Source organism: Nocardia sp. bgisy118, from assembly GCF_057708605.1.
Genome location: NZ_JBYISM010000037.1, coordinates 23,716 through 42,893, shown reverse-complemented (window position 1 = coordinate 42,893; position 19,178 = coordinate 23,716). Strand labels below are relative to the sequence as shown.

At 70.5% G+C, this 19,178-nt stretch carries 4 protein-coding genes; 2 read left to right on the top strand and 2 right to left on the bottom strand.

What is annotated here, in order from left to right; translation table 11 throughout:
• Positions 1 to 35: 35 nt before the first annotated feature.
• Both AC3EO7_RS33345 and AC3EO7_RS33340 read right to left on the bottom strand, forming a co-directional pair.
• Positions 36 to 16,397, bottom strand: a complete 16,362-nt coding sequence (locus AC3EO7_RS33345; RefSeq protein WP_435593367.1) for an amino acid adenylation domain-containing protein — start codon at positions 16,395 to 16,397, stop codon at positions 36 to 38.
• A 419-nt stretch (positions 16,398 to 16,816) separates the two neighbouring features.
• Positions 16,817 to 17,554, bottom strand: a complete 738-nt coding sequence (locus tag AC3EO7_RS33340) for a glutamine amidotransferase (protein ID WP_431962378.1) — start codon at positions 17,552 to 17,554, stop codon at positions 16,817 to 16,819.
• A 186-nt stretch (positions 17,555 to 17,740) separates the two neighbouring features.
• Between AC3EO7_RS33340 and AC3EO7_RS33335 the strand changes: the two genes are divergently transcribed.
• Complete coding sequence (locus tag AC3EO7_RS33335) at positions 17,741 to 17,947, top strand: hypothetical protein (RefSeq protein ID WP_435593366.1); 207 nt, start codon at positions 17,741 to 17,743, stop codon at positions 17,945 to 17,947.
• Between the two features lie 189 nt (positions 17,948 to 18,136).
• Positions 18,137 to 19,021 carry a bile acid:sodium symporter family protein gene (locus AC3EO7_RS33330; protein ID WP_431962376.1) on the top strand — a complete coding sequence of 295 codons (885 nt, stop codon included), beginning with the start codon at positions 18,137 to 18,139 and terminating at the stop codon, positions 19,019 to 19,021.
• Positions 19,022 to 19,178: the final 157 nt, after the last annotated feature.

The window sequence follows — 19,178 nt, the reverse complement described above, 5'->3', positions numbered from 1 at the left end:
GGACGGGTACGCACCCCGGCCGATCCCGCCGATCCTCACAGCCAGACGCGCAGCGCCTCCGCGATCCGTCGCAGCGCACCGTCGGTGGTCATACGCCAGTGCGTGGCGTCCACCGCGTGGTTGTGCACGGCGCCGGTGATCGCCCCGTGCCAGGTCGACGCGCCGTCGGATCCGGTCGAATCGTCCTGGGCGGCGGTGAAATACACGAGGTCGCCCTCGAACGGTCGCGGGCGGTAGGCCGCGGCCACGGCCGCCGACGCACCGGCGGCGTCCACCACTCGTTCGATCCGCGCGGTCCCGAAGGAGGCGAACGGTTCGGGCAGGGCGCTCAACCGCTCGGCCAGCCGCGGCAGATCCACCGTGTCGTCCAGGTCGAAATCCACAACTCCATCGCCGAGCAGTCCGCCGAGCAGTTCCGGCACCGGCACCGCGCCGGACAGGTCCGCGCCCATGCGCAGGTGGCTGTCCAGCATGCCGAGCAGCGCCACCCGTTCGCCCTCGTCCTGGAGTCGCACGGCCATGGCGTGCGCCAGCACGCCGCCGAGCGACCAGCCGAGCAGGTGGTAGGGCCCTTCCGGCTGCACGGCGCGGATCTGCTCGACGTAGAGCCGTGCCCAGTCCTCGATCGAATCGGGAAGGGGGTCGGCGGAACTCAAGGCGGGTGACTGGAGTCCGTAGAGTGGCCGGTCCGCGTCCACGTGCGCGGCGAGTCCGGCGAACGACCAGGCGATGCCGCCGATCGGGTGGACGCAGAACAGCGGCTCGGCGGCGCCGGAGGTCCGCAGCGGTAGCAGCACATCGAAGGCCGCGCCCGCGCTGTCGGCGCCGCCCGCGCGCAGCTCGGCGGCGATGCCCGCCGGAGTGGGCGCGGTGAACACCCACATCACCGGGACCGTCGTGCCGACCGCCTCGCTCAGCCGCGCGGTCAGCGCGGTCGCGATCAGCGAGTTGCCGCCCAGCTCGAAGAAGTTGTCGTCCAGCCCGATCCGATCGCGGCGCAGCACGGCCGCGAACACCGCGCAGACGGTGGTCTCCAGCGCCGTCGACGGTGCGCGATAGGCGCGGGCGGCGAATTCCGGTTCCGGCAGCGCCGCGCGGTCGAGTTTGCCCACCGACGTCAACGGCACGTCGTCGAGGACGACGATCACCGTGGGCGCCATGTGCGCGGGCAAGATTCGCGCCGCCCATTCGGTCAGCCGATCCGGATCGATGGCCCGGCCAGGAGCCGCCACCACGTACGACACCAGAACCGTTGCCCCGGCGGAATTCTCCCGGCCGACGGTGACGGCGAAGTCCACGTCCGCGTGCTCGGCGAGCACCGCGTCGATCTCCCCCAGCTCGATGCGGAAGCCGCGGATCTTCACCTGGAAATCGGTGCGGCCTCGATACTCCAACTCCCCCATCGCATTCCACGCGACGAGGTCACCGGTGCGGTACATCCGCGCACCCGGCTCGAAGGGGTTCGCGACGAATCGCTCCGCCGTCAGATCCACCCGGCCGAAGTATCCGCGGGCCAGCTGCGCACCCGCCACATAGAGCTCGCCCGGCACACCGACCGGCACCGGCCGCAATCGCGAATCCAGCACGTACACCTGACTGTTCCAGACCGGAGCGCCGATCGGCACGTCCGCCTCGTCGGCCGGGCACACCGCGTGGCTGGTGATCGACACCGCCGCCTCGGTCGGACCGTACACATCGAACAACGCGGTTCCCGGCGCCGCCGCCGCGAACCGGCGCGCGAGTGCGGCGGGCAAGGTCTCGCCGATGGCCAGCACCCGGCGCAGCGAATCCGGCAACGGGCCGGTCAGCAGGGCGTCCAGCATCGACGGCACCGTGTGCAGCGTGGTGACGCCCTCGCGCGCCATGAGCCCGTTCAGGTGCGCCGGATCCCGATGACCATCGGGTGCGGCGATCACCAACCGGCCGCCGCACGTCGCCGCCGACCAGAACTCCCACACGGACAGGTCGAAGGTCGCCGCCGTCTTCAACAGCACCGCGTCGTCGTCGGTCATCTTGAATTCGGCTGTCTTCCAGCGCAACTGGTTCACGATCGCACCGTGGGACACGGCGACGCCCTTCGGGCGCCCGGTGGAGCCGGATGTGAAGATCACATACGCCGTGTGCTCGGCGCGCAACGGCGCGATGCGGTCCGCGTCCGTGATCACCGAAGCGTCCACCCCGGACAGATCGACCCGATCCAGACGCACCACCGGCGCGACCGAGGTGGCGAAATCCGTGTCGGCATCGGTCAGTACGCAGATCGGGGCCGCCGTCTCCAGGATGTACTCCGAACGCCGCGCGGGCTGATCCGGATCCACCGGCACGTACGCGCCGCCCGCCTTGCTCACCGCGTACATCGCGACGACCAGATCCACCGAACGCCGGATGGCGAGCGCCACCCGCGATTCCGGACGGACGCCGAGCGAGATCAAATGCCGCGCAAGACGATTGACGCGCGCATCCAGTTCCGCATAGCTCGATCGCATACCGTCGGCGGTGACCAGCGCCACCGCGTCCGGAGCTGCGGCGACGGTGGCGTCGAGCAGGGACACCAGCGTGGCGCTCGTGTCCAGCGGATGGGCGGTGTCGTTCCAGGCCGTGAGAATCCGAGCGCGCTCGCGCGGCACCAGCAGCTCGAGCGCACCGACCGGCGCCGTCGCGTCCGCGACCACCGCGCCCAGCAGCCGGACGAACCGGTCCGCGAAACCACGCACCGTCGCCTCGTCGAACAGATCCGCGGCGTAGGTCAGGAAGCCGCCGATACCCGTGGGCGCGCCCTGCTCGTCATAGCCGTCCGCCACGATGACGTGCAGATCGAACTGCGACAGCCGCCGATCCGTTTCCCACGCGGCGACCGTCAAGCCCGGCAGTTCCATGCGGACCTCGGCCAGATTCTGGAACGACAGACCCACCTGGAACAGCGGATGCCGGGCGGTGGAACGCGCCGGATCGAGCACCTCGACCAGGCGCTCGAACGGCACGTCCGCGTGGGCGAAGGCCTGTAGATCGGCGTCGCGCTGACGCTCGAGCAATTCCGTGAAGCTCGCGTCCGGGTCCACCCGGGTGCGGAACACCAGCGTGTTGACGAACATGCCGATCAGATCGTCCAGCACCGCGTCACCGCGACCCGCCACCGGCGTGCCGATCGCGATGTCGTCGGTGCCCGACAGCCGGGCCAGCAGCACAGCCAACGCGGTGTGCACGACCATGAACAGCGTCGCGCCCCGCGCCCGCGCCAGCTCCGCGAGCGCCGCGTGGGTGGACGGCTCGATGCGCAGCGGCACGCGGCCGCCCGCGAAGGACTGCACCGCGGGCCGCGGCCGATCCCTCGGCAGTTCCAGCTGATCCGGCAGGTCGGCGAGCGCCTGCCGCCAGTAGGCGATCTGCTCGGCCGCCACCGACCCCGGCTCGTCCTCGCGACCGAGCAACGCGCGCTGCCACAGCGCGTAGTCCGCGTACTGCACCGCCAGCGGCGCCCACCGCGGTTCCTGCCCCAGCGCACGGGCCGCGTAGGCGGCCGCCAGATCACGGGTCAGCGGGCCACCCGAGAAACCGTCGCCGGAGATGTGGTGGATCACCATGGCCAAGACGAACTCGCGGGCGCCCGCCTGGAGAAGGACGGAGTGTACGGGCACCTCGCAGGTGACGTCGAAGACCGTCGAAAGTGCCTCCGCCACAGCAGATTCGATATCGGTGACCTGCCGTACCCGCAGCGGCGGCACATCGGGGTGGTCGGGCGGCAGGACGACCTGCACCGGTCCGTCCTCGAGCTGCGGATACACCGTGCGCAGGATCTCGTGTCGCGCGACGAGATCGGCGAACGCCCGCCGCAACGCGTCGACATCGAGGTCGCCGGTCAGGCGGATCGCGACCGGAATGTTGTAGGCGGCCGACGCGGTGTCGAACCTGTTGAGGAACCACATCCGCCGCTGGGCGGGCGACAGCGGAACACGTTCCGGCCGCTGGCCCGCCACCAGGGCGGGACGGCCTCCGGCGCCGGTCAGCTTCGCGACCTCGCGCGCGAAACCCGCGACGGTGGGTGCGGCGAACAGCAGCCGCACCGGAACCCTGGCGTCCACCGCCGCGCCGAGGCGCGCGGTCACCCTGGTGGCCAGCAGCGAGTTGCCGCCCAGCTCGAAGAAGTCGTCGTCCGCGCCGATCCGGTCGGCGCCGAGCACCTCGGCGAGCACCGAGGCGACCGTCCGCTCCAGTTCCGTGGCCGGTTCCCGGTAGGCGCGGGCCGCGAACTCCGGTTCCGGAAGGGCATTTCGGTCGAGTTTGCCGACCGCGGTCCGCGGAAACTCGTCGAGCACTACAACCGCCGCGGGCACCATGTGCGACGGCAGCGTCCGCGCGGCCCATCCCACCAGCCGGTCGGAATCGATGTCGCGACCGGTCACGTACGAGACCAGAACCGTTGCTCCGCTGGAATTCTCACGCCCCACGGTCACCGCGTACTCGACATCGGGATGACCGGCGAGCACCGCGTCGATCTCGCCGAGCTCGATGCGGAAGCCGCGGATCTTCACCTGGAAGTCGGTGCGGCCCAGGCATTCCAGCTCCCAGCCACTCGATTCGGCGGCGGGCACCCACCGGACCAGGTCGCCGGTCCGGTACATCCGGTGGCCGGGCAGCCACGGATGCGCGACGAAACGTTCCGCCGTCGCACCGGCGCGTCCGTGATAGCCGCGCGCGAGCGCCGGACCCGCCAGATACAGCTCGCCCGCAACGCCCGCCGGTACCGGATGCAATCGCTCGTCGAGCACCATCGCACCCACGCCCGGGACCGGGCGGCCGATCGTGACGCGTTGTCCCGCGGCCAGAGTCGTGTAGGTAGCGCCGATCGTCGCCTCGGTCGGGCCGTAGCCGTTGATGAATCGGCGACCCGGCTGCCACCTGGCCACCAGTTCAGGGGTGGTGGCCTCGCCACCGGCGGACACCACGGCCAAGTCGTCCAGCCCGCGCGGGTCGACGGTGCCGAGCAGGGCGGGCGTGATGATCGTGTGCGTCACCCGCTCGGCGCGCAGCAGTTCGCGCAGTTCCGCGCCGCCGACGGTGTCCGGGGGCGCGATCACCAGCGTGGCCCCGCTGTGGAAGGCGCTGGACAGCTCCTCCACCGATTGGTCGAAACTCGGCGAACACACATGCAGCATCCGGTGTTCCGGCGCGAGCCGGAGCATGTCGACCGTGTAGCCGACCAGTCCGCCGAGCCCGGCGTGCGTGACGGCGACGCCCTTGGGCAGACCCGTCGATCCCGACGTGTAGATCACATACGCCGGATGCGACATGCGCAGCGGCGCGCGCCGGTCCGTGTCGTTCAGCGCCGCAGCCGAAGTCGCGGCGCAGCGAGTTAGTACCGCGGGATCGTCCAGCACCAGCCAGTCCACGGTGCCGGACAGACCGGCGGCCTCGTCCGCGACGGTGATGCCCATCGCCGCACCGGAATCGGCGACCATGTAGCGCACCCGTTCCGCCGGATAGGTCGGATCGACCGGCAGGTACGCGCCACCGGCCTTGGCGACGGCCCACACCGCGACGACCATCCCGTAGGAGCGCCGCATCGCCAACGCGACAACGGTTTCCGGCGCGACGCCGCGCTCGATCAGGACGCGCGCCAGCCGCGAGGACGACTCGTCGAGTTCGCCGTAGGTGTAGGACCGCCCCGCGTCGCGCACGGCGATCCGGTTACGACCGAAGCGGACGCCACGGACCAGCAGTTCCGGCAGCGTGCCGACCGCGGCCGGACAGCCGCCACCCATCCGGGTCAACCGCTCGTACTCGTCCGCGGCCAGCAGCGGCAGATCACCGACCGGCAAGTAGGGCCGGTCCGCGAGTGCGGTCAGCACTCGAACGAACCGCTGCGCGAACGCATCCGCGTCGAAGTCGCCGAAACGATCACGGGCATAGCACATCTCGCCACGGACTCCGAAGGCGTCGTCCGTCAGCGAGAGGGCGAGATCCCCCACCGCTTCCGCGGGTCCGTGGAACGACAGCGCCGCCTGGAACAGCGGATGCCGAGCCGACGACCGCCGCACGCCGAGCAAATCGACCAGGTCGTCGAACGGAATGCCCGAGTGCGCGAAGCCCTCCAGCTCGACCCGGTGCGCGTCCGGCAGGAGGTCGACGAAACGCGCGCGCCGATCCACCTTGGTGCGCAACACCAGTTCGGCGCACCGGCCGTCCCGCACGGGCGATCCGATCGCGATGTCGTCGACGCCGGACAGCCGTGCCAGCAGCACCGCCAATGCCGTGCGCACGACCGCCGACCAGGTCACCCCTTCCGCGTCCGCGAGCAGGCGCAGACCACGCTGCGTCTCGTCGGATAGCCAGAAGTCCACTCGCCCACGATCATTCGAATGCGGTGTGGTCGGCCCGGCTGCGGGCAACTCCAGTTCCGGCAAGCCCGCCAATGCGGTGCGCCAGTACCGGGATCGGGTGATGGCGTCGTCCGATTCGACGTCGAGCAGCAGCGCGGTCTCGGCGGCGCGGCGGTCGGGTGCGTCGACCAGATCACCGAGCACGCGACGCAGCCGGTCGGCGACGGCCTGCGCCGTCGTGTCGGCGACGACGTCGCGCCGGTACTTCAGCTGCACCAGCGTGCGGCTGCCGAGGAAGACCAGCACGGTGATCGGATAGTGGGTGTAGTCGGCCCCGCTCAGTCCGTCCACCCGCATTCCGTCGAGTGCGCCGCTCGCCTGCCGCAGGCCCTCCACGTCGACCGGGTACGACTCGAAGACCAGCATCGTGTCGAACAGCTCGCCCTGCCCCGCGACGCGCTGAATGGCGCCGAGCCCGAGGTGGTGGTGATCCAGCAGCGAAACCTGCTCGGCCTGCACGCTGTCGATCAGGGAACGGGTCGTCGTGCCCTGATCGAACCGGACGCGCACCGGGATCGCGTCCACGAACAGGCCGATCATCTCGCCGATGCCGTCGAGTTCCGCGGGCCTGCCGGAGATGGTCGCGCCGAACACGACATCGTCGCGTCCGGTGCCCGCCGCGACGACCAGACCCCACGCGACCTGCATCACCGTATTGGCGGTGACCTCGGTCGCGGCCGCGTACGCGGTCAGTTCGGCGGTCTGCGCGACGGACAGCTCGAATTCGCAGAGGCCGAATCCGTCGCCCGAGGCCGCGGGCCAGGTCAGCTCGGGAGCGAGCATGGTCGCCGTGGCACCCGAGAGCACCTCCGACCAGGCCCGCTCCGCGGCCGCGCGATCCTGCTGCGACAGCCACCGCAGGTAGTCGCGGTAGGGGCGGACCGGCGGCAGCGGCGACGCGTCGCCGCCGGTCGCGTACAGAACGAGCAGCTCCTTCATCAGCAGCGGCATCGACCAGCCGTCGAGCAGAATGTGGTGGCCGGTCAGCACCAGGTGGCCGCGCCCGGAATCGGTGCGGTACAGCGTGAATCGCAGCAGCGGCGCCACCGCCGGATCGAATTCGGTGCGCTGTTCGGCCGCCAGCAGGCCGGGCAGATCCGAATCGGCGACGCCGTCGACGATCCGCCACGGCATCTCGATGCCGTCGATCACCAGCTGCACCGGCGTCCCGTCGGCCGTGGCGACGAAGGCGGAGCGCAGGTTCGCGTGCCGGTCCAGGATGGTCTGGGCCGCCCTGCGCAGCCGGTTCGTATCCAGCTCGCCGGTCAGCTCGGCCGCCAACTGGATGATGTAGGCGTCGACCGTCCCGGCGAGCAGCTCGATGAGCACCAGCAGCGAGGACTGCAACGGCGAGAGCGGCAGCACGTCCGACAGGCCGGGATACGTCCGGCGCCAGCCGTCCAGTTCGGCCTGGGAGACCCGCGTCAGCGGCACATCCGAGGGCGTGAGACCGCCCGCGGCCGGGTGCCGCACGTGCCCGGCGACCGCGGCCAGCGCGGCCGTCCAGTCGTCGGCGAGTTCCCGCACCGCCGCCTCGTCGAGGATTCCGCTCGGGTAGCGGAAGCTCGCCTCCATCCGCGGGCCGGTCGCGGTGTCGGCGACGATCGCGTTGATATCGATCACCGCCCCGGCGGGCAGTGCGGGATCGTATTCGATCTCGATCTCGCCGAGATCGGCTGTCGGCAGCCAGCTTCCGTCGATCTGATCGACTGCGCCGCCCGCCGAGGCGCGGCCGAGATAGTTGAAGCTGATCTGTCCGATGTCGCCGGTGAGGCGTCCGGCGGTGCCCGGATCGAGATGGCGCAGCATGCCGAAGCCGATGCCCTTGTCCGGCACCGCGAGCAGTTGTTCCTTGACCGTCTTCAGTACGGCGGCGAGTACCGCGCCGTCGGCGAGCGCCTGCTCGGTGTCGATGCCGGACAGGTCGATGGCGACGGGGTAGATGCTGGTGAACCAGCCGAGGGTGCGCGTGAGATCGGCTCCGGGAACGGCGGTTTCCTCGCGTCCGTGGCCTTCGAGCCGGATTCGGGTCGTCGGTGCGTCGACACCCCGCCGCGCACGCCAGGCGCGCACGGACAGCGCCAGCGCGGCGAGCAGTCCGTCGTTGACGCCGCCGCGATACAGCGCGGGAATCGTGGTCAGCATGGCCTCGGTGACCTCGACCGGCACCTGCACGGTGATCGACCGCATGGTCGGCTCGGTGTCGATCGCGCAGTCGACGGTGCGCGCGCCGAGCAGCGGATCCGGCGTGGCCAGCACCCGCTGCCAGTAACCGGCTTCGGCGGCCCGGCCCGCGGCCGCGTCGGCCAAGCCGTGCGCCCAGCGCCGGAACGACGTGCCGACCGCGGGAAGCGCGATCGGCTGCCCCGCCGCACGCTGCGCCCAGGCCAGCGCCAGATCGGGAATGAGGATGCGCCAGGACACCCCGTCGATCACGTAGTGGTGTGCCGCGACGGCCAGCACGTCGCGCGCGCCCGTCCTGCGCACCCACGCGAAGGCGATCATCTCGGCGGCGGCCGGATCCAGCGCGGCCAGCGCCGAAGCCATTGCCGCACTACCTGTTCGGGTCAACTCGGAGTCGGCCACGGCAGTCGCGTCGATCTCGATGACCAATGCGTCGGCGTCGACCGCGTCGCGCGTCAGCGTTTCGAACCGCCACCGGCCGTCGTCCTGCCACACCCGGGAACGCAGCACCTCGTGCCGGTCGAGTACCGCAGCGATCGTCGCGACGAGTCCGGCACGGTCGATGCCATCGGGCAGTGCGAGCACGACGGTCTGGGCGAAGCGATCGCAGGAACCGTCGGCGAGGAACTCGGCGAGCACCGGCGTCAGCGGCACCTCCCCGACACCGCCGCCGGGCAACTCCGCCAGTACCGTCGGCGCCGCGTCCGCGCCGGCCGTCGCGACGCGCGCCAGTCCCGCCACGGTCTTGTGTTCGAACACGTCGCGCGCCGTGAAGACGATTCCGGCTCCCTTCGCCCGCGACACCAGCTGGATCGACATGATGCTGTCGCCGCCGACCGCGAAGAACGAGTCGTTCGCCCCGACCGACTGCACACCGAGCACCTGCGCGAACAGCTCGGCGAGGCGCGATTCGAGGGGGCCGAGCGGCGCACGAGTCGGCGCGGTCTCGAAGACCGGCTCCGGCAACGCCTTTCGATCCAGTTTGCCGTTGGTGGTCAGCGGGAGTTCGTCGAGGACGACGATCGCCGAAGGCACCATGTGCGGCGGCAGAATCCTCGCCGCGTGCTCGGTGACCAGCGCCGGATCCACCGTGCGGCCCGGCGCGGCGAGCACGTACGACACCAGCGCCGTCGATCCCGACGCCATCGTCCGTCCGATCGTGACCGCGAAGTCGACGTCGTCGTGTCCGGCGACCACCGCGTCGATCTCGCCGAGCTCGATGCGGAAGCCGCGCACCTTGACCTGCGTATCGGCGCGGCCCACGTAGTCGAGATCCCAAGGCGCCGAGTGCGATCCCGCGGCGGTGCAGGTGGATGCCGGACGCAGGCGCACCACGTCGCCGGTGCGGTACATCCGCGCGCCGGGTCCGCCCCACGGGTTGGGGAGGAAACGCTCGGCGGTCAAGCCGGCCCGATTGCGGTAGCCGCGGGCCAGGGCCCCGCCCGCGAGATACAGCTCGCCCGCCACACCCGGCGGCACCGGGTTCAGCCGCGCGTCCAAGACCAGCGCGGACAGGCCGTGTACCGTCGTGCCGATCGTAATGGGCTGTCCGGCCGACAATTCCGCGAACGTCGACACGATGGTCGCCTCGGTCGGGCCGTAGGCGTTGAGATAGCGCCGGCCCGGCTGCCACTTCGCCAGTAGCTCCGGGGTCGTCACGTCGCCGCCGACGGCCACCACCGCCAGCGCGTCCAGCCCGGCCGGGTCGACGGTGCCGAGGACCGCCGGGGTGATGATCGTGTGCGTGACCGCCTCGTCGCGCAAAAGGTCGCCGAGCTCGGCCCCGCCGACCACACCGGGCGGCACGACGACCAACGTCGCGCCCACGGAGAACGCGCACAGCCACTCGAGCACCGAAGGGTCGAAGCACGGCGAGCAGACCTGCAGGAACCGGTGATGCGGCTCCAGCCGATAGCGTTTCACCGTTTCGTCCAGCATGCCGCCCAGACCTGCGTGGGTCACGGTGACGCCCTTGGGCACACCCGTCGAACCGGACGTGTAGATGACGTACGCCGGGTGTCGCATGCGCAGCGGCGCAAGGCGATCCGCGTCCGTCACCGGGTCGGGCGACTGAGCGGCGCATTCCCGCTCGGTAGCCGGGTCGTCGAGCACCAGCCAGTCCACGCCGCCGGGCAGCCGATCCGCGTACTCGGCGCTGGTGATGCCGAGCACCGCGCCGGAGTCGGACACCATGTGCCGTACCCGTTCCGCGGGATACCCCGGATCGATCGGCACGTGCGCGCCACCGGCTTTGGCGATGGCCAGCACCGCGGCCGCCAGGTCGGCCGAGCGAGGCAGGGCGACAGCGACCGATCGCTCGGGGCCCACGCCGCGGCGGATCAGCACGCGTGCCAATCGCGAAGTGCGCTCGTCGAGTTCGCCGTAGCCGATCGAACGGTTCCGGTCGCGCACCGCGATGCGATCGCGACCCAGCGCGACGCCGCTGGTCAACAGGTCGGGCAAGAGGCCGGTGGCCATGACGTCGTCGGCGGCGACTCGGGTCAGCAGCGCCTGCTCGTGCGCGTCGAGCAGCGGGAGGTCGCCGACGGGAACTTCCGGTCGGCGCACGGCGGCCGCGAGCAGCCGGAGGAGGCGCTCGGCGAACGCCTGAACGGTGCGCTCGTCGAACAGCGCCCGCGAGAAGGTGACGTCGGCCGCGACACCTGCCGCGTGCTCCCGAATGTGCAGGGAAAGGTCGTATTTCGAGTGAGGGTCACCGGAACCGGAGGGCTCGGCCGCATGGGGAGCCCGATCTCCGGCCGAGAACATCGTCCGCACCAGCGGGTGGTCCGAATCCAGCAGCGCCGCCAGGCCGTCGAAAGGCAGGTCGGTTCGCGCGAAGGCTTGTAGCGCAACGTCTTTCGTGTGCGCCAGCAGATGGTCGAAGGGGAGGTCACCCGGCACCCGGGTGCGCAACACCAGGGTGTTGCCCGATCCGTCGGTGACCGGTGTGCCGATCGCTATGTCGTCGGCGCCGGATAGTCGGGCCAGCAGGACCGCGAAAGCCGCGTGGACGACGGTGAACACGGTCGTGTCGGCCGTCCGCGCGACCTGGTGTAGTCGCCGGTGCAGGTCGGCATCGATCGAGAAGCCGATCCGGCCGTCCGCAGCGGTGGGCGCCGCGGGCCTCGGGCGATCGGTGGGCAGGTTCAGCTCGTCCGGCAGGTCCGCGAGCGCGTCGCGCCAGTACCTCGTCTGCGCGATCAGATCGTTGCCATCGTCCAGCAGCGCGAGCGTTTCCGTCGCCGTGCGTTCCGGCGTCGTGACGAATTCGCCTATCAGCGTCCGCAATCGGTCCGTGAGGGCCCGTGCGGCCGGGGCGGTGATCGTGTCGCGGCGGTGCTGGACTTGCAGCCGCAGCTCGGCGCCCATGTCGACCTGGACGGCCACCGGGTAGTGGGTGAAGTTGACGGCTTGCAGGTCGACGATCTCGAGGCCGTCGATCGTCCCGTAGGCCTGCCGCAGGCCGTCGGCGTCGACGGGGTACGACTCGTAGGCCAGGAGCGAATCGAACAGCTCGCCCGCACCGGCGGCACGCTGGATGTCGGCCAGCCCGACGTGATGACCGTCGAGCAGCGAAACCTGTTCGGCCTGAAGCCGAGTCAGCAGCTGCCGTAGCGAGGTGTCCGCGTCGAACCGGACCCGGACCGGGACGGTGTTGGCGAACAGGCCGACCATGGCGTCGACGCCGTCGAGCTGTGGCGGCCGCCCGGACACCACCGCGCCGAAGACCACGTCGTCGCGTCCGGCACAGGCCGCGAGCACCAGGCCCCACGCCGCCTGCACCACCGTGTTCACGGTGACCTCCGCCGCCGCGGCGAACGCCGTCAGGGCCGCGGTCTCGTCCCGCGACAGGTCGGCGGCGCACACGCCGTAGCCGTCGGCGGGGTGGACGGGCGGTGCGACGGAGGCGGCCAGCCTGGTCGGCGTCAGGCCGTCCAGCGCTCGGCCCCACGTGCGCAGGGCGGCGTCCCGGTCGTAGTGCGAGAGCCACGCGAGATAGTCGCGATACGGCCGGACCACCGGCAGCGGCGACGAAACGCCGTCCGCGGCATAGGAAATCAGCAGATCCTTCATCAGCAACGGCATCGACCAGCCGTCGAGCAGGATGTGATGCACGGTCAGCACCAGGTGCGTGCGCCCGAAATCGCCGCGGTACACCGTGAATCGCACGAGCGGCGCCCGCGCCGGATCGAATCCGAGGCGCTGCTCGGCGGCGAAGAACGCCGCCGGATCGGTGTCCGGCGTGTCGACGACCCGCCACGGCACCTCCAGTTCCTCGCAGACGAACTGGACCGAGGCGCCCGCGGCCGAGGACCCGAACGCGGATCGCAGGATGGGGTGCCGATCCAGCACCGCCTGCGCTGCCCGCCGGAGGCGCTCCAGATCGATGTCGCCGGACAGTTCCACCGCCAGCTGGAGCAGATAGGGGTCCGCGGTCGGCGATATCTGGGTGAGGAACAGCAATCCGAGCTGTAGCGGCGAGAGCGGCAGCACGTCGACCAGCCCGGGGCGCTCCCGCCGCCAGGTGTCGAGCTCCGCTTGTTCGACCCGCACCAGCGGGACGTCGGCCGGGGTCAGACCGCCCGCGGACGAATCGCGCACGTGCCCGGCCAGGACGGTGAGTGCGGCCACCCAGTGCTCGGCCAGCTCCCGGACGGCGTCCGCGTCGAGGATCTCGGACGCATAGGCGAAGGACGCGGTCAGCTGCGCGCCCGCGTCGGTGTCGGTGACGAGCGCGTTGATGTCGACCACCGCGGCGGCGGGCATGGCCGCGTCCTGCGCGGCGTCCGGAGCGCCCCAGTCGTCGGTCGGCAGCCAGCTCCGATCGGTCAGCGCCTCCGGCAGGTCGCCCGCGGAGATCCGGCCGAGATAGTTGAAGCCGATCTGGCCGAGCGCACCGTCGAGTTCGGGCGCGGTGTCCAGGTTCAGGTACCGCAGCATGCCGAAACCGATGCCCTTGTCCGGCACCGCTAGCAGTTGCTCCTTCACCGCCTTGACCAGCGCCGCCGTCGCCTCACCGCCGCGCCAAGCGGCCTCGGCGTCGATACCGGACAGATCGAGCGCCACCGGGTACATGGTGGTGAACCAGCCGACGGTGCGGGTCAGATCGGCGCCCGCGACGGTGGCCTCCTCGCGGCCGTGCCCCTCGAGCCGCACCCTTGTCGCCGCGGCGTCGACGCCCCTGTTCGCCCGCCAGACGCGCGTTGCAAGCGCCAGCGCGGCGAGCAGACCGTCGTTGGTCCCGGCCCGGTACACCGTCGGCAGCTCGGTCAGGACCGCGCGCGTGACGTCGGCGGGCACGGCAATCGTGAAGCGCCGCACCGTGTCCGAAGTGTCGACGGCCGGATTCAGCGCCCGCGCGCCGAGCGGCGGGTCGGCGACGGCCAGAGTTCGCCGCCAGTAGGGCAATTCGTCGGCGCGGTCGGCGGCCGCCTCGACCAGGCCGTGCGCCCACCGCCGGAACGACGTGCCAACGGCCGGCAGGGTGATCCGGTGCCCGCCGGTGTGCTGCGCGCACGCGGCCACCAGGTCCGCGATCAGGATTCGCCACGACACACCGTCGATCACGTAGTGGTGCGCGGCGATGATCAGCGCGTCACGGCCGTCCGGGCGGGACAGCCAGGTGCAGGCGATCATCCGGGCCGCCGCGGGTTCCAACGTGTCGATGGCGGAATCCATTGCGGTGCTGGCGGTTTCGCATAGCTCTTCGAGGCCGAGACCCGCGGGGACGTCGACGCGGGTGATCAGCGCGTCCACGTCCATCGCGCCCACGGGGAGAGTGCGCAGCCGCCAGTGCCCGTCGACGGACCGGACCTGGGCGCGCAGGATGTCGTGGTGGTCCAGCACCGCGGCGAGCGTGGCCACCAGGCCCGCACGATCGATGTGCTCGGGCAGCGCGAGCACCATGTGCTGGGTGAAGCGCCCGAACGACTGGCCGTCTGCCAGATAGGCGGCCAGCACCGGCGTCAGCGGAATCTCTCCGACCCCGCCGCCCGGCAATTCGGCGAGCGCGGGAGCGGACTCGGCGCCGAGCACCGCGACGCGCGCCAGCCCGGCGACCGTGCGGTGTTCGAACACATCCTGCGGGGTGAAGGAGATTCCCGCCGCCCTGGCCCGCGACACCAGCTGAATGGACAGAATGCTGTCGCCGCCCGCGGCGAAGAACGAATCCTCCGCCCCGACCCGCCGCACACCGAGCACCTGGGCGAACAGTTCGGCGATGCGGGATTCCACCTCACCCTGCGGTGCACGCGACACCGCCTCGAACACCGGCTCGGGCAAGGACTGCCGATCGAGTTTTCCGTTGGGAGTCAAGGGGATCGCGTCGAGCGTCACGAACGCGGACGGCACCATGTGGCCAGGCAGCGCGGCCCCCGCGAAGCGGGACAGTTCGCCGAAGTCCAGCGAAACGCCTTCCCTGGCAAGCACATACGAAACCAGCACGGTGGCGCCCGAGGGTGCGACCTTGCCGAGCGTCGCGGCGTAGTCGACATCGGGGTGGGCGGTGAGCGCGGCGTCGATCTCACCGAGTTCGATGCGGAAGCCGCGGATCTTCACCTGGAAGTCAGTGCGGCCCAGGTATTCGAAGTCGCCGTCCGCGGTGCGGCGCACCAGGTCACCGGTGCGATACATGCGCGCGCCTGGTTCCCCGCCGAACGGACCGGCCACGAATCGCTCCGCCGTGAGCGCTGCCCGCCCCAGGTAGCCCTGCGCCAGCGCGGGACCGGACAGGTACAGCTCGCCGGTCACGTCGGGTGGCACCGGACGCAACCGCGCGTCGAGCACCACCGCGCCGACGCCGGGCAGGGCGGCGCCGATGGTGATCGGCCGGCCCGGCTCCAGCGCGGTGCTTCCGGTCGCGAGGATGGTGGCCTCGGTGGGGCCGTAGCCGTTGTAGAACGACCGGCCGGGGACCGCCCACCGCTCGACGAGCGCGGGACCGAACGCGTCACCGGCGACGACCACCACCTGCAACGCGTCGAGCCCGGCCGGATCGACCGACTCCAGCGCGGCGGGCGTGATCAGCAGGTGGGTGACGCGCTCGCGGCGGAGCAGGTCGGCGAGCTCGGCGCCGCCGAACACCGTCGGCGGCGACACCACGAGCGTGGCGCCCGAGCCGAAGGCGAGCAGCAGTTCGAGCACCGAGACGTCGAAGTTCGGCGAGCACACGTGCAGGACCCGCGCACCAGCGTCCACCGCGTAGCGCTCCCGGACGGCGGTGACGAGGCTCGCGAGACCGGCGTGCGTCACGACGACGCCCTTCGGGCGACCGGTCGAGCCGGAGGTGTAGATGACGTAGGCCGGATGCAATTGGCTCAGCGCGCGCACCCGGTCGACGTAGGAGATCGGGTGCGCGGGCCGTGCCGCGATCCGCTCCGCGTGCTGCGGATCGTCGAGCTCGAACCATTCGACGCCGTCACCGAGCCGCGGGCGATGCGTGGAGTCGGTGAGGCCGAGCACGGCGCGGGAGTCGGCGACGAGATAGGCGATCCGCTCCGGAGGCAGGGCGGGGTCGACCGGTGCGTAGGCCGCCCCGGTCTTGGCGATGGCCCAGACGGCCAGCACCGACTCGATCGAACGGGTGAAGCCGACGGCGACGACATCGCCGGGACCCACGCCGCGGTCGATCAGTTCACGCGCCAGCCGCGACGAAGCCTGGTCCAGCTCGGTGTAGCTGAGTTCGCGCCGGGCGCCCGGTGCACCGGTGGGGTCATAGGAGATCGCTATCGAATCGGGCGCGGACTCGACCGTGGCCGTCAGCAGCTGAACGAAGAGCGGATTACTCGACCTGCGACGAATTCGACCCCGAACAGCACGACGAACTCCATCCATCCGAGTACAACATCCTTCTCACATCCAGCCGACGGGTTTCGTCGAGACCCACGAACCCGGCCGGATCCGGTCCGCCGTCGGGCGGCCCGGTGTCGAACAAAGCAAGAAGGAATCGATTTGTCGGGGCAATTTCGGCCCCTATCAGACCACAGGTCGCGACGTCGTGACGTGTCAGCGACATATGCCCAGGCAGGGGCCTGCCTCAACGATTGCCAGATCTTAGCCACAGGGCAACGTGACCCAGACACCCGACCGGCACGGGGCGGTCGGCGACGAGGCGGTCGAGACGCAGCCGCGGCGTCGGGACATCCACGCCGATCTCGGAGGCGATGCAGGTCACAGACCGTGGTGGATCGCCTGGAGGTAGCTTCGGACGGCCCAGGAGCGAATCTCCGGTTCGACGCCGAGCCGCGCCTCACCTAGTCGCTGCGGTATCGGGTGACGAATCGGCGCAGAATTTCGGGCGGCACCGTGATCGATTCGCGGTGGCCGAGTTCGGTGAGGTAGTCCGCTTCCTCCGGCGCGAAATACCCGGCGTGGCGATAGGCATCGATGCGGATCGCGAGGCCCTCGCCATCCAGTTCGGGGTGGAACTGGGTCGCGTACACGTTCTGCCCGGTCCGGATCATCTGCACCGGGCAGCCGGACGAGCCCGCCAGCAAGGTCGATTCCGGGGGCACCTCCTGGCAGGCCTCCTTGTGCCCGACGAAGGCGCGGAACAACTGCGGGAGATCACGCAGCAGCGGGTCGTCATCGGCGTGCTCGGTGAGCTCGATGGTCTGCGCGCCCGCTGTCTCGCCGTAGCGGTCGTCGCCGACCTTCCCGCCGAGCGCGTCGGCGAGAATGCCCAGCCCGTAGCAGGCGCCCAAATACGGGAAGTCGCGGCCGATGATCTCGATCATCAGCTTCTTCAGCCGAGGCTCGAAGCGCTTCTGATAGTCGTACTTGTCGGCGTCGGGGCTGCTGACGTTGCTCGGCCCGCCACCGACGATGACCGCCGAATAGTCGTCCAGCTCGATATGCGGGAACTCCTCGTCCATCTGCACCCGCACCACATCGCCGGCGTCGAGCAGGCCGGCGCGCAGGATCGCGCGATACTCGTCGTCCGCCGCGGCACGCTCGGGCCGCAACTGCAAGAGCAAGCAGGGCTTGGCCATATACCGATTGTGCAAGATCGGTGGCCGCGAAAAGCGGTAATGCCCGGTCGATGGACGCATCGCGCGAAGACGCTGGTACGCCGACCCCAGTTTCGGTGGCCCACCTTTCCTCGTCTGTCCGCGACCATCGCCATCGATAGCGTCTCCGGCAGCGGCCACCCCTCGCCGCTCGAAAGGAATCTCTCGATGCGCAAGTACCTTCGCGCCGGCATGCTCACCGGCGCCATCCTGCTGGCCCCCTTGGCCACAGCCGTGCCCGCGTCGGCCATCCCGCTGGAGCCCGCCGAACCGGCCCAGCAGTCCGAGCAGGTCGCCAATCCGGGCTGCCCCGGCGGCGCTCCGCACTGGGGCTGCCTGCTGAGCTCGCTGTCGGCGAGCGGTTCCGGCAAGTAGGAATCTCCGACGACCCCGGGGTCGGATGCCGAAACCCCTTCCGCTCGCCCGGAAGGGGTTTCTCGTTCCCAGGCGGCCCGATTCGCTCCGAACTGGTTGCGACGTAGGTCACATCCCGCTACCCTCCATTCATTCTGAGACGAATTGGTCTCAGATGCGGGCCCTACCCGCGGAATGTCGAGGAAGAATATGGACTCTCCGCTCGTATCCGTCGCCCTGCCGCTCGCTTTGGCGGTGATCATGTTCGGCCTCGGCTTGTCGCTGACGGTCGCGGACTTCACCCGGATCGCACGAAACCCGAAGACCGTCGCGATCGCGCTCACCTGTCAACTGCTGGTGTTGCCGGTCGCCGCGTTCGGTTTGGTGCTGCTGTTCGATCTGCCGCCGATCCTCGCGGTCGGCATGATGCTGCTCGCCTCCTCGCCAGGCGGGACCACCGCGAACTTGTTCAGCCACCTGTTCCGCGGTGACGTCGCGCTCAATGTGTCGCTCACCGCGGTCAATTCGATCATCGCGGTGGTCACGGTGCCGCTGGCGACCAACTTCGCGATCGACTACTTCGAACCCGAGCAGGGCGCGGGCACCGTCGGCCTGCAATTCGGCAAGGTGGTCCAGGTGTTCGCCATCGTGCTGGTTCCGGTCGCGATCGGGATGGCCGTGCGGCGGCTGTCCACCGACTTCGCCGATCGCATGGATCGGCCGGTGCGCATCGGGTCCGCGCTGACGCTCCTGCTCGTCATCGTCGGCACCATGGCCGCCGAGCGGGACAACCTGGTCGACTACGCCCTGGACGTCGGCGCGGTCACGACGCTGTTCTGTCTCGTCAGCCTGACCGCGGGCTACTTCGTCCCCCGGTGGCTCGGCGTCGACGACCGCCAGGCCATCGCCTGCTCCATGGAGGTGGGCATCCACAACAGCACCATCGCGATCACCATCGCCATCAGCGTCCTCGACAGCACCGAAATGGCCGTACCCGCAGCCGTTTACGGCGTCCTGATGTTCCCGCTCGCGACCATCGTCGGCTGGCTCCTCACCCGACGCCAACCCCGCCCCGCCCTCGCCGAAACCGCCTGAGGTGCAAGGGAGCCAGGCCCTCATCGAACCGGGCCGGCGCCCGAAAACCGGCTCCGCCGACGACGATAGCTGTCCGCTCGTTCGTCCGCCGCCCTCCGCCGCAAACGAAGCGCGTCCACCCATCGGCAGACCGACGGCTGATCGACGTCCCAGCCGG

Excerpts from the sequence above, each read along its gene's own strand:
- AC3EO7_RS33345 (WP_435593367.1), bottom strand. The coding sequence starts at position 16,397 with ATGGATGGAGTTCGTCGTGCTGTTCGGGGTCGAATTCGTCGCAGGTCG.
- AC3EO7_RS33340 (WP_431962378.1), bottom strand. The coding sequence starts at position 17,554 with ATGGCCAAGCCCTGCTTGCTCTTGCAGTTGCGGCCCGAGCGTGCCGCG.
- AC3EO7_RS33335 (WP_435593366.1), top strand. The coding sequence starts at position 17,741 with ATGCGCAAGTACCTTCGCGCCGGCATGCTCACCGGCGCCATCCTGCTG.
- AC3EO7_RS33330 (WP_431962376.1), top strand. The coding sequence starts at position 18,137 with ATGGACTCTCCGCTCGTATCCGTCGCCCTGCCGCTCGCTTTGGCGGTG.